This is a genomic window from Gluconacetobacter asukensis, assembly GCF_014174375.1.
Classification (GTDB): Bacteria; Pseudomonadota; Alphaproteobacteria; order Acetobacterales; family Acetobacteraceae; genus Gluconacetobacter; species Gluconacetobacter asukensis.
The window spans coordinates 114,182-126,112 of sequence record NZ_JABEQE010000005.1 but is presented as its reverse complement, the minus strand read 5'-3'; the positions used below and the strand labels follow the sequence as shown (position 1 = coordinate 126,112).

Sequence of the window (11,931 nt, the reverse complement as noted above, 5' to 3'; positions counted from 1 at the left end):
CGTTGGTGACGGAGCCCGTTGAGCGCATGCCGGGGGAAGGGCAGGAGGGGGACCTGCCCGATGGGCTGACCGCGCCCATGTTGCATCTGGATGGGTTCGAAGGGCCGCTGGACCTGCTGCTGGAGCTGGCCCGGGCGCAGAAGGTCGATCTGGCGCGGATTTCGATCCTGCAACTGGTCGAGCAATATCTGGCCATCGTCGAATCCGCCCGCCGCATCCGCCTGGAGCTGGCGGCCGACTGGCTGGTGATGGCCGCATGGCTGGCCTGGCTGAAGTCGCGCCTGCTGCTGCCGGCCGAGGACGGCGAGGATGTGGACGCCGAGGAGGCGGCCGAACTGCTCCAGGCGCGGCTGGTCGAACTGGCGCGGATCGGGCAGGCGGCGGCATGGCTGGGGGCACGCCCCCAATTGGGCCGCGACGTGTTTGCCCGTGGCGAGCGCGAGGATCTGACGGAAATCGACCGCTCGGGGCTGGCGCTGGATCTGTCGCAATTGATGGGTGCCTATATGGCGGCCATGCGGCGGGGGGCGCGCAAGCGTGTCTACCAGCCCCGGCGGATGCATTTCTGGACGGTGCAGGACGCGCTGGCCCGGTTGCACCGGCTGCTGGGGGCGGACAGCATTCCCGGCGGTGGGGAATGGTGCGAGCTTGGCTCCTTCCTGCCCGAGGGTGGTCCGGCCATGGAGGGCGAGGATGCGGAAGAGCGCATCCAGCAGCGCCGGGCGGCCATGGCCGGCACGCTGATCGCCGGGCTGGAACTGGCGCGCAACGGTACGATCGAGCTGCGTCAGGACGAACAATTCGGCCGGATCATGCTGCGCCCCCATGTGGGGGGCGAGGCAGCCAACGATCCGGACATGGACAGGATGGACGCGGCGGAATGACCGACGACAGCCAGCAGATTCCGGCCGCGCCGGTTTCCGGTGACGAATCGCGCGCCGCGATTCCTGGAACGCATGAGGAGTCGGGCGCGGGTGTCGTGGAGCTTGCGGTCCGGCTGGTGGAGGCGATGATCTTCGCCAGCCCCGACCCGGTGTCCGAACGCGCGATTGCCGATCTGCTGGAGGCACAGGGGCTGGTGCCGCCCGAGGCGGAGGATCTGGCCGCCTATGTGCGCGGCGTGATCGACGGCGTGGTGACGCAATATGCCGGCCGGGGGGTGGCGCCCGTTCTGGTGGCGGGCGGCTGGCAGTTCAGGACGGCGGCCGATCTGGCGCCGCGCCTGACCCGCGTGTTGCAGCGGCCCCGGCGGCTGCCTCGGGCCACGCTGGAGAGCCTGGCGATCATTGCCTATCACCAGCCCTGCACTCGCGCGGAAATCGAGGAGATTCGCGGCGTGTCGCTCAGCCAGCAGGTGCTGGATAATTTGCTGGAGGCGTCGCTGATCGTGCCGCGTGGCCGCAAGGAGGTGCCGGGGCGGCCGATCCTGTGGGGAACGTCGGCCGATTTCCTGCGTCATTTCGGCCTGCGCGACCTGCGCGACCTGCCGCGCCGCGAGGAACTGCTGGTGGATGTGCCGGACAATCCGGCGCTGCGGGCTGCCGCGCCGGAGGAGGCCAAGACGGACGGGGCGAAAACGGAAGCGGTTTCCGGCCCGCCGGGGGCGTGATAGGTGTCCATCCTTTCCGCGCATGTCGGCGCGTGCCGGCGCGCGGTTCGCGTCATGCCATGTCTGGGTCCGTTTTAATGTCCAAGTCTGAGAGCCTGACCGAAAATACGCGCTGGCGGCGATCCAGCGCGCGTTGCCTGCGCTTCGGTGCTCATTGTCATCAAGGCCACTCCGCTCCGATGCTCGGCAACACACGCCGGGCGCGGCCCTGCGGGCCGCTCTCGCTCGCCAGCCCGCATTTTCCAGTCAGGCTCTGAGCCAGGGATCGGTCATGTTTGATTTCGCATGGTCCGAGATGGCGCTGATCGGTGTCGTCGCCCTGCTGCTGATCGGGCCCAAGGACATGCCGGTGGCGATCCGCACCATCACCGGCCTGATCAAGAAGGCCCGCAAGATGGCCTCGGAATTCCAGACCCATGTCGACGAGATGGTGCGCGAGGCGGACCTGACCGAGGCGCGGGACGCGCTGGGTGGCATCCGGCGCTTCAATGTCCGCAACCAGATCATGCGGGCGATCGACGATGACGGCGTGCTTCAGCGCACCTTCAACGAATCGCCGCTGGATGCGCGGCCTTCCGCGCCGCTGGTCCAGCCCCCGGCCGCGACGCCCGGTTTCGACCCTGACGGGCAGCATCGCTATGGCTATGTGCCGCCGGCGCAGCCTTATGAGGACGCCACGTTTCCGCCGGTTGCGGATGCCGGTCCGGCGCCGGCGCTGCTGCCGCCATCCGTCGCGCGGCGGCTGGCCGCCGACCGGGCGCGGTTGCATCCGCCCGCCTTCCTGCCGCCGGTACGGGTGATCCATGGGGCGCGGCGCGTGCCCGTGGACGGGCCGGCGGTGCCGCCCGCGGCTGCGGGAGAGCCGACATAATGGACCAAGCCAAGCCGGGAGAGACGATCCTGAACGACGATCCGGGCCATAACGATCCGATCCACGACCAGCCCATGCCGCTGCTGGAGCATCTGGTGGAACTGCGCCGCCGCCTGATCTGGTCGGCGGTGGCGTTCGGCCTGTGCTTCCTGCTGTGCTATCATTTCTCGGCGCGGATCTACCTGTTTCTTGCCCAGCCTCTGGGCGACGTGATGCGCGCGCAGGGCGAGCAGCCGCACCTGATCTATACGGCGCTGTACGAGGCGTTCTTTACCTACATCAAGGTGGCGATCTTCGGGGCGGCGTTCCTGTCCTTTCCGATGGTGGCCATGCAGGCCTGGATGTTCGTGGCGCCGGGGCTTTATCGCAGCGAGAAGCGGGCTTTTCTGCCGTTTCTGGTGGCGACACCGATCATGTTCGTGATGGGCGCGGCGCTGGCCTATTATTTCGTCTTTCCCTTTGCCTGGAAGTTCTTCCTCTCGTTCCAGACCGCCGATGGGCAGGACGGGTTGCAGATCCAGCTCCAGGCCAAGGTGTCGGAATATCTGGCGCTGGTCATGAAGCTGATCATGGCTTTCGGCGTGGCGTTCGAGCTGCCGGTGGCGCTGACGCTGCTGGCGCGGGTGGGGATCGTGACCGCCGCCACGCTGAAGCGGTTCCGGCGCTACGCCTATGTCGGGGCCTTCGTGGTCGCGGCGATCCTGACGCCGCCGGACATCATCACCCAGACCGGTCTGGCGGTGCCGTTGATCGGGTTGTACGAAATTTCCATCGTCTGCGCGCGTCTGGTCCAGCCCAAACGCCCCGAGGATCTGGACCAGGAGAATATTCATGCATGATCTTCGCGCGCTTCGCGCCGATCCGGCCGCCTTCGACGCCGCCCTGACGCGCCGGGGGGATGCTCCCGTCGCCGCGCATGTCGTGCGGCTGGACGAGGATCGGCGCGCCGCCGTGACGGCGTTGCAGGACCGTCAGGCCCGGCGCAAGACGCTCTCGAAAGAGATCGGGACCCTGCGCCGCACGGGTGCCGACAGTGCGGCGCTGGAGGAAGAGGCTGTCGCGCTGCGCGAGGGGATCGAGCAGCTTGAGGCGGTGGTCCGGGACCGGGATGCGGAAATCCGCGACCTGCTGGTGACGCTGCCCAACCGGCTGGATGAGGCCGTGCCCGACGGTGCGGACGAGGCCGCGAACGTGGTGGTGCATCAGGTGGGCGAGCGGCGGAATTTCGGTTTTGCCCCGCGCGAGCATTTCGCGCTGGGCGAGGCGCTGGGCCAGATGGATTTCGAAACCGCATCCAAACTGTCGGGCGCGCGTTTCGTGGTGCTGCGTGGGGCCTTGGCGCGGATGGAGCGCGCGCTGGGGCAGTTCATGCTCGACCTGCACGCCCAGGAGCATGGCTATACCGAGACTTCCGTGCCGGTGCTGGTCAATGAGGCCGCGATGTTCGGCACCGACAAGCTGCCGAAATTTGCCGACCAGTCCTTCCGTACCGAGGATGGGCGGTGGCTGGTGCCGACGGCCGAGGTGCCGCTGACCGCCAGCGTGGCGGGGGACATTCTGCCGGCGTCGGTCCTGCCGCGCCGGATGGTGGCGCTGTCTTCCTGTTTCCGCAGCGAGGCCGGGGCCTCGGGGCGCGATACACGGGGCATGCTGCGCCAGCATCAGTTCCAGAAGGTCGAGATGGTGTCGGTCACGCGGCCGGAAGACAGCGATGCGGAACTGGAGCGCATGACCCGCTGCGCCGAGACGGTGCTGGAGCGGCTGGGCATTCCCTATCGCCGCATGCTGCTGTGCGCCGGGGATACCGGCTTTGGAGCTGCGAAGACGTTCGACCTGGAAGCGTGGCTTCCGGGGCAGGATGCGTGGCGGGAGATTTCCTCCTGTTCCACCACGCGGGATTTCCAGGCGCGGCGGATGAATGCGCGCTTCCGCCCCGCCGAGGGCGAGGCGCCGGAGTTCGTCCATACGCTCAACGGGTCGGGCCTGGCGGTCGGACGGACGTTGATCGCGGTGATGGAGAATTATCAGAACGAGGACGGCAGCATCACGGTGCCGGAGGTGCTGCTTCCCTATATGGGCGGGCTGGCCGTCATCACCGCCGGCTGACCCGTTTGCCCCCGGACGCGCGCGTCCGGGGGGGATAGTTCAGGCGCGGGCAGCCGATCGGGGCTTGCGCCCGTTGCCGCCTGGGCCCTTGCCCTTGCCCGGTTTGTAGGGACCGGGGCGCTTGTGTGCCGGCTGTTCGGCATTGTCCGCGCGGGCGCGGCTGCTCTGCTGGCGCAGCACGTCTTCGATCCAGTCGTTCAGGCGGGCGGTGGCGTCCTCTGCGTCTTCGCTCGCGCGGTAGGCGTCGGAGAAGCGGAGGGCCAGCCAGCGCCAGGCGACCAGGCGCTTGTGGCGCTTTTCCGCGCGTTCCAGTTCGATACGGTCGGCGCGTTCGGCGGGGGGCAGGCGGCCAGTGCCGGGGGGGATGACCGGGCGGCCGGCGGCGTGGTCGGCGGCCCACTGGACCAGGCGCTGGATGCCGTTGTCGCGGTCGTCGACCGGGCACATCGCATAGACCCAGCGCTGGGCCAGCGTCAGGCCGGTGACACCTTCCAGCGCGGTGGCGATGGCGAAGGCCTGCTCCATGTTGGCCAGGCGGTAGTTCGGATCGTCATGGCGCAGCACGGCGCGGCGGATGCGTGAGAGTACGCCGAACAGGCTTTCCGACCCGATTTCGGCCGCGACCGCCTGGATGATGTCGGCGTCGGGCTGGACCTGCGGGCGCAGGTCGGTGGGATCGGCGGGTGGGGCGGCCAGCATGGCGCGCACGAAGCTGACGCTGCCCGCGCCGGCCAGCACGGCCACCACGCCCTGTTCGTGCTTGCCGTAGCGGCCGGCGCGGCCGCCGATCTGCTTGACCTCCTGCGCGTTCAGGTCGCGGGTCTGGGTGCCGTCGAACTTGCGCAGGGCGGTGAAGATCACGCGGCGGATCGTCAGGTTCAGGCCCATGCCGATGGCGTCGGTCGCGATCAGGATATCGGCCGCGCCGTCATTGAAGCGCTGGGCTTCGGCCCGGCGGACTTCGGGGCTGAGGGCGCCGTAGACCACGGCGACCTTGCGGCCGCGCGCGAGCAGCAATGCCCGCAGATCGAGGACCTCGCGCCGGGAGAAGGCGATCAGTGCGTCGTGGGGTTTCAGGTCCTTGATCTGGACGGCCTCGCTGGCGGTGACCAGCGGGCCCTTGCGTTCCAGCCGCACCTCGTCCAGCGGGTCGCCGCACAGTTCGGCGATGCGGCGGACCATCGGCACGCAGTCCGGGGCGCCCAGCACATAGAGATGTCGTGCCGGGGCGCCCATGATCGCCGCCGTCCAGGCCGCGCCGCGATCGGGGTCGGACAGCATCTGGGCTTCGTCGATGATCGCGACATCGACGGGGTTATGTAGGGGGCACATTTCCACCGTGGCGGCCAGGTGGCGGCTGCCCGGGACGTCGATCCGTTCCTCGCCCGTGGCCAGGGATGTGGGCACGCCGCGCGCCGTCAGGGCTTCGCGGAACTCGTGGGCCAGCAGGCGCAATGGCGCCAGCGCCATGCCGCTTTCGGCGCGGGCCAGGGCTTCCAGCGCGGTGTGGGATTTGCCGCTGTTGGTGGGGCCGGTGACCAGCGTAATGCGGCGCTTCAATGCGCGTGCGGTCTTGAAATGCGCGGCATAGCGATCGAGTGCTGCGACGCGGGCGATGACGGCGTTGCCGACCTTGCGGGTGCCGGCGTCAGGGGCCAGGGCGGGGCCGGTGGGGGCGCCGCCGCGCCATTCCGGCAGATGCTTGCGCAGGGCCACCAGTTCCCTGGGGTCGAATTCCCAGTGTTCGGTGCCGTCCGGCTGCGGCACGCGGCGGGCGACGGGCAGGCGGTTCTCGGCGATCCAGCGCAGGGCCTCCTTGCCCGAGCAACGCAGCAGGCGCGGAACCTCGGAGAAGCCGACCAGGCTGGTTTCCCACTCCTGTAGCCGGCGTTCTTCCTCGGTGCGGCGGGTGCGGGCCGCCTGTTCGATCGCCTCCTGTTCCTGTCGCCTGATGTCGGCGTCGCGCCGCATGCCCTCGACGAAGCCCGATTGCGGGTCCAGGGCGAAGGCTTCGGCCACCGCGCGGGACAGGGTTTCGGTCTCGGCCGGCGTCAAGACGCGGCCGGTGCCGTCGAACAGGTCGGCGCGGACGGTTTCCACGGCCGCCTCGGGCGTGGGGGCGCTGGCGCGCAGGCGCGCGCGGACGACGATGGCGAGCGCGTCGAGCAGTTGGGCGTCGGCGGGTTCGGGCTCGTCGATTGTGGCGGCGGCGGCCTCGGTATCCGCACGGGTCACCCAGACCTCGCCCGCGCGGCGGGTGAGGTCCATCAGGCGCGAGCCCCATGGCTTGCGGCGGACGGTGCAGAGGGCCGCGCGGAAGGTGGCGTCGTCGACGCGGTCCTGGCCCGGGACGAGGGCGCGGGCGACGGTGCGTTCCAGCTTGGGCAGTTCGCGGGTTTCGACCGTCAGGCCGGTTTCGGCGATGGCGGCGGCGACGGCGCTGGCGGCGGGGGAATTGGATGTCATACCCGGTTTGTGCGCCATCGCGCGTCAAGTCTCAACGGTCGTGCGTGGGCAGGCCTGCCGCTGCCTCAACCCTCCGATCGCGGTTTTGTGCTGGCATCGGGGGCGTTGGGTGCTTAAACATCACTCCCTTCTGCACGAACGGGGCCTTGCCGCGGCTCGTGGCGTACTGAATCCCTGTGATGACGGAGCGTTCTGATCTCATGTCCGATACGTTGACCATGCCTGTTGGGACCATGCCTGCCGGGACCGTGCCGAGCGGTCTGGAACCCGTTCCGGGTGAGGCGGGCGTGTATCATCTGGCCGAGCCGACCAAGACCTATGGCCACCTGAACGCCGAGACGGTGCTGACCGTCCATCACTGGACCGACCGCCTGTTCAGCTTCACCACCACCCGCGATGCGGCGCTGCGATTCGAGAACGGGCAGTTCGCGATGATCGGCATCGAGGTCGAGGGCAAGCCGCTGCTGCGTGCCTATTCGATCGCCAGCGCGAATTACGAAGAGCAGCTCGAATTCCTGTCGATCGCGGTGCCGGACGGCCCGCTGACCTCGCGCCTGCGGCACGTCAAGCCGGGCGACAAGGTGCTGATCGGCCGCAAGCCCACCGGCACGCTGCTGCTGGACAATCTGCGTCCTGGCCGCAACCTGTATTTCCTGTCCACGGGCACCGGGCTGGCGCCGTTCATGAGCCTGATCAAGGATCCGACGGCCTATGAGCGGTTCGACAAGGTGATTCTGAGCCACACGGTGCGGATCTCGGGCGAGCTGGCCTATGCCAACCATATCCGCCACGAGCTGCCGCAGCATGAATTCCTGGGCGAGGACGTGTCGGGCAAGCTGCTGTACTATCCGGCCGTAACGCGCGAGGAGTTCGCCGTGACCGACCGCATCACCAAGCTGATCGAGTCCGGCAAGATCTTTACCGACCTGAACATTCCGGAGCTGGACCCCGAGCATGACCGCGTCATGATCTGCGGTTCGCCCGAGATGCTGGCCGATACCGAGGCACTGCTGGAAGCCCGTGGCTTCGACGAGGGCAACAACTCGAACCCCGGTGCCTATGTGGTCGAAAAGGCGTTTGCCGAGCGCTGAGCGGAAACCGACATGACGTATGATTTCGACCTGTTCGTCATCGGTGCGGGGTCGGGCGGTGTGCGCTGTGCGCGCATTGCCGCCGCGCACGGTGCCCGCGTCGCCGTCGCCGAGAACCGGCATTGGGGCGGCACCTGCGTCAATCTGGGATGTGTGCCCAAGAAGCTGATGGTCCAGGCCGCCGAATATGGCGACCTGGCCCGTGACAGCCACGGGTTCGGCTGGGATTTCGCCCCCGGCCATCATGACTGGGCGGCGCTGATCGCCGCCAAGGACCATGAGATTGCGCGCCTGAACGGCATCTATGTCTCGATGCTGGAAAAGTCCGGGGTGACGCTGTTTACCGGCACCGCCCGGTTCGAGGACGCGCATACGATCGTGGTCGGTCCGGGCGAGCTGGCGCCGGAGGCGCCGGTGCGGCGTGTGACGGCGGCGCGGATCGTGATCGCGACCGGGTCGCGGCCGGACCTGCCCGAGATTCCGGGGATCGAGCATGCGATCTCCTCGGATCAGGCGTTTCATCTCGAGACGCGGCCGAAGCGGGTCTGCATGATTGGCGGCGGCTATATCGGGGTGGAATTCGCCGGCATCTTCCAGGGTCTGGGGTCGGAGGTCGATCTGGTCTATCGCAAGCATCTGCCGTTGCGCGGGTTCGACCATGATCTGCGTACGTCCCTGCACGAGGCTATCGCGGGCAGGGGGATCCGGCAGCATGCGGGGCGGTCGCCGGTCGCGATCCGCGCACACGGCGGCCACTACACGGTCACGCTGGACGATGGTGCGAAGATCGAGACCGATTGCGTGTTCTTCGCCACCGGGCGCAATCCGAATGTGGGCGCGCTGGGCCTGAACCATGCTGGCGTGTCGGTGACGGCAGGGGGGCGGATCGTCGTCGATGCGGTGAGCGAGACGAATGTGCCCGGCATCTTCGCCATTGGCGACGTGACGAACCGGATGAACCTGACGCCGGTTGCCATCGCCGAGGGGCATAGCCTGGCCGACCGTCTGTTCGGCCATGGGCATCCGCGCGAATGGTCGCTGGAGACGACGCCCAAGGCCGTGTTCTTCTCGCCCCCGCTGGCGAGTGTTGGCCTGACCGAGGGCGAGGCCGCGCGTGAGGGCACGGTCGATATCTATCTGGCGCGCTTTACGCCGATGCGCCACACGCTCAGCGGCCGGACGCGCAAGACGGTGATGAAGCTGGTGGTGGATCAGGCGAGCCAGAAAATCGTCGGTGCCCACATGCTGGGCGACGACGCGCCGGAGATGATGCAGGGGCTGGCCATTGCCGTGACGGCGGGGCTGACCAAGCAGGATTTCGACCGCACGGTCGGTATCCACCCGACTTCGGCCGAAGAATTCGTGACCATGCGCACCCGCACACGCGTCACGGAGCGCTCGAGCGACTAGGCTGAGCGGTCAGGCTCTCCCAGAGGCCGTTTGAAAAGCCGGTCTGCTGAGTGAGAGTGCCGCGCAGCGGCACGGCCGTCGTGTGTTTCCGAGCATCGGAGCGGAGCGGCCTTGTGGGCCGTGAGCACCGACGCGCAGGAAACGCGCGTCGGATCGCCAGCAGAGCGGCTTTGCAAATGGCCTCAGCGGGGGGTGACCCAGCCGTTGCCGGTGGCATCGCCGAGCTGGCCCTGGCCGTAGGGGCTGCTGCTCTGATAGGCGCTGCCGAAGCGTGAGAGGTCAGTGCCGGTGACGGAGTCGCGATGGACGTTGGCCTCGTGGTCCGGGTCGGGCCCGTGGGTCATGTCCATCGACGGGGCGTCCTGATATCCGGGCGGCAGGCTGCGGCGACCCTGAACGGTCATGTCTTCGCCGTGCTGGGCTTCGACACCTTCTTCCTGCGTGGGCTGCTTGCTGGCCGGGTCGCCGGGAGCGGCGAGGGCAGGGGCGGCAAGCAGGCAGAAGCCGGCCAGGAGCGGAAACAGGCTGGTGCGGAACGTGGCCAGCATGGGGAGTCCTTCCAATTTATATGGGACGCAGCATGTCATGTGTGCCGTGGCCCGTTAAGGCCCCGCATCGTATCGTGGACAGGGTGCGGGGGCCTGTCGGGGCGGTCCGCGCGATATCGTGTCGAAGCGCCCCTGTGTCAGCCGGGTCTAGCCGATTGCGCGGCATCGTTGCACGCCCGAAAAACATGGCAGGCAGGCAAGAGAAGCGATGCATCCGAAGGCCCGGCGCACGAATATGTCGTGCGATCGCTGGCAGGCGATGATCGTCTTTGCGTTCAGGGACGATTTTCGACATAAAGGCTGCCCCTTTGCAAGGCCGGCCATCGGGGCGCGGGCTGGGGAAGATGGCGGCGCGCATCAATGGGATGTCGCGACCGGACGATCAGAGGAATTTTAGGAAGCGACCATGAGTGCGATGCACAGCCACGACAAATCTTCCCGGCAGGCCTGGACGCCGGAAAGCTGGCGGTCGTTTCCCATCCGTCAGGTTCCGTCCTATCCCGACGCGGCCGCCCTGGGGGCGGTCGAGGAACGGTTGCGCCGATATCCGCCGCTGGTCTTTGCGGGCGAGGCGAGGCGGCTGAAGGCCAGTCTGGCCGCCGCGTCGCAGGGCAAGGCCTTCGTGCTGCAGGGCGGCGCGTGTGCCGAGAGCTTCAGCGAATTCACCGCCGACATCGTCCGCGACACGTTCCGCGTGCTGTTGCAGATGTCGGTGGTGCTGACCTTCGGCGCCAAGGTGCCGGTGGTGAAGATCGGCCGCATGGCCGGCCAGTACGCCAAGCCCCGTTCGTCGGACAGCGAGACGATCGATGGCGTCAGCCTGCCGTCCTATCGCGGCGACATCATCAACGGTGCGGCGTTCACGCCCGAGGCGCGGATTCCCGACCCGGTGCGCATGGAAACCGGCTATTTCCAGTCGGCCGGCGTGATGAACCTGCTGCGGGCCTTCGCCGGCGGCGGCTATGCCAACCTGCATCAGGTGCATCGCTGGAACCTGGGCTTTGTCGAGCGTTCGCCCCTGGCCCAGCGCTATGGCGTGCTGGCCGAGCGGATCGACGAGACGCTGGCCTTCATGGCGGCGTGCGGCGTGAATGGCGCGACCACCCGCCAACTGGACGAGACCGAGTTCTATACCTCGCACGAGGCGCTGCTGCTGCCCTATGAGCAGGCGCTGACGCGCGTCGATTCCACGACGGGCGAGTGGTACGACTGCTCGGCGCATTTCGTCTGGATCGGTGATCGCACCCGCCAGCCGGATGGCGCGCATGTCGAGTTCCTGCGCGGGGTGCGCAACCCGATCGGCATCAAGGTGGGGCCGACGACGACGATCGAGGATCTGGAGCGGCTGCTGGAGATCCTGAACCCGAAGGACGAGCCGGGCCGGATCTCGCTGATCTCGCGCATGGGGGCCGAGGGCGTGGGGCGGCATCTGCCGGCGCTGCTGCGCAAGGTCGTGGCCTCGGGGCGCACGGTCACGTGGTTGTGTGATCCGATGCACGGCAACACGATCTCGACCGTCAACAAGATCAAGACCCGCTCGTTCGAGGCGATTTTGACCGAGATTCGCGGCTTTTTTGACGTGTTCCAGGCCGAAAACGCCCACCCTGGCGGGGTGCATGTCGAGATGACCGGGCAGAATGTGACTGAGTGCGTGGGCGGTGCCCACCGCTTGACGGAGGCCGATCTTGGTGAGCGGTATGAGACCTTCTGCGACCCGCGGCTGAATGCCGAGCAGTCGCTGGAGATGGCATTCCTGCTGGCCGAGGAACTGACGGCACGCCTGCGCGGCGGGTCCGGGACGAAAGGCACGGAGGCCGCGTAACGGGAAGC

The 11,931-nt window shown here is 68.0% G+C and carries 10 protein-coding genes; 8 read left to right on the top strand and 2 right to left on the bottom strand.

The features are described 5' to 3' along the window. The first annotated feature begins 26 nt into the window (after nt 1-26). The 5 genes from HLH35_RS07740 to serS all read left to right on the top strand — a co-directional run bounded on the left by HLH35_RS07740 (nt 27) and on the right by serS (nt 4,586). Entirely contained in the window at nt 27-884 is an 858-nt protein-coding gene (locus tag HLH35_RS07740) for a segregation and condensation protein A (protein ID WP_182978704.1), read from the top strand. Continuing rightward, a complete protein-coding gene (gene scpB, locus HLH35_RS07735) occupies nt 881-1,609 on the top strand; it encodes an SMC-Scp complex subunit ScpB (RefSeq protein WP_182978592.1) in 729 nt (242 codons plus the stop codon). Before HLH35_RS07740 ends, scpB begins: the two co-directional genes overlap by 4 nt. Nucleotides 1,610-1,880: 271 nt before the next feature. After that, nucleotides 1,881-2,480 carry a Sec-independent protein translocase protein TatB gene (gene tatB, locus HLH35_RS07730; protein WP_182978591.1) on the top strand — a complete coding sequence of 200 codons (600 nt, stop codon included), beginning with the start codon at nt 1,881-1,883 and terminating at the stop codon, nt 2,478-2,480. Next, nucleotides 2,480-3,319, top strand: coding sequence for a twin-arginine translocase subunit TatC (tatC, locus tag HLH35_RS07725; RefSeq protein WP_182964565.1), 840 nt, complete (start codon nt 2,480-2,482; stop codon nt 3,317-3,319). Before tatB ends, tatC begins: the two co-directional genes overlap by 1 nt. Next, on the top strand, nt 3,312-4,586 hold the full coding sequence (gene serS / locus HLH35_RS07720; protein ID WP_182978590.1) for a serine--tRNA ligase: 1,275 nt from the start codon (nt 3,312-3,314) through the stop codon (nt 4,584-4,586). The genes tatC and serS overlap by 8 nt, the downstream gene beginning before the upstream one ends. Nucleotides 4,587-4,625: 39 nt before the next feature. Here the strand turns inward: serS and HLH35_RS07715 are convergent, their stop codons facing one another. Then, a complete protein-coding gene (locus tag HLH35_RS07715; RefSeq protein WP_182978589.1) occupies nt 4,626-7,052 on the bottom strand; it encodes a helicase-related protein in 2,427 nt (808 codons plus the stop codon). Between the two features lie 200 nt (nt 7,053-7,252). On the opposite strand from HLH35_RS07715, the gene HLH35_RS07710 reads away from it, so the two are divergent. Then, nucleotides 7,253-8,143: a ferredoxin--NADP reductase gene (locus tag HLH35_RS07710; protein WP_182978588.1), complete on the top strand. Its 891-nt coding sequence runs from the start codon at nt 7,253-7,255 to the stop codon at nt 8,141-8,143. 12 nt (nt 8,144-8,155) lie between these two features. Then, nucleotides 8,156-9,553: a glutathione-disulfide reductase gene (gene gorA, locus HLH35_RS07705; protein ID WP_182978587.1), complete on the top strand. Its 1,398-nt coding sequence runs from the start codon at nt 8,156-8,158 to the stop codon at nt 9,551-9,553. A gap of 182 nt (nt 9,554-9,735) precedes the next feature. On the opposite strand, the gene HLH35_RS07700 is transcribed toward gorA, so the two are convergent. Then, entirely contained in the window at nt 9,736-10,101 is a 366-nt protein-coding gene (locus HLH35_RS07700) for a hypothetical protein (protein WP_182978586.1), read from the bottom strand. 406 nt (nt 10,102-10,507) lie between these two features. Here HLH35_RS07700 and HLH35_RS07695 point away from each other — a divergent pair, with 406 nt between their 5' ends. Beyond that, the gene (locus HLH35_RS07695) at nt 10,508-11,923 is read left to right on the top strand and encodes a class II 3-deoxy-7-phosphoheptulonate synthase (RefSeq protein ID WP_182978585.1); all 1,416 of its coding nucleotides are present in this window, start codon (nt 10,508-10,510) and stop codon (nt 11,921-11,923) included. The last annotated feature ends 8 nt before the right edge of the window (nt 11,924-11,931 follow it).

Bases quoted from the DNA above. Each gene is read 5' to 3' on its own strand.
- HLH35_RS07740 (WP_182978704.1), top strand. From the start codon at position 27: ATGCCGGGGGAAGGGCAGGAGGGGGACCTGCCCGATGGGCTGACCGCG.
- scpB (WP_182978592.1), top strand. From the start codon at position 881: ATGACCGACGACAGCCAGCAGATTCCGGCCGCGCCGGTTTCCGGTGAC.
- tatB (WP_182978591.1), top strand. From the start codon at position 1,881: ATGTTTGATTTCGCATGGTCCGAGATGGCGCTGATCGGTGTCGTCGCC.
- tatC (WP_182964565.1), top strand. From the start codon at position 2,480: ATGGACCAAGCCAAGCCGGGAGAGACGATCCTGAACGACGATCCGGGC.
- serS (WP_182978590.1), top strand. From the start codon at position 3,312: ATGCATGATCTTCGCGCGCTTCGCGCCGATCCGGCCGCCTTCGACGCC.
- HLH35_RS07715 (WP_182978589.1), bottom strand. From the start codon at position 7,052: ATGACATCCAATTCCCCCGCCGCCAGCGCCGTCGCCGCCGCCATCGCC.
- HLH35_RS07710 (WP_182978588.1), top strand. From the start codon at position 7,253: ATGTCCGATACGTTGACCATGCCTGTTGGGACCATGCCTGCCGGGACC.
- gorA (WP_182978587.1), top strand. From the start codon at position 8,156: ATGACGTATGATTTCGACCTGTTCGTCATCGGTGCGGGGTCGGGCGGT.
- HLH35_RS07700 (WP_182978586.1), bottom strand. From the start codon at position 10,101: ATGCTGGCCACGTTCCGCACCAGCCTGTTTCCGCTCCTGGCCGGCTTC.
- HLH35_RS07695 (WP_182978585.1), top strand. From the start codon at position 10,508: ATGAGTGCGATGCACAGCCACGACAAATCTTCCCGGCAGGCCTGGACG.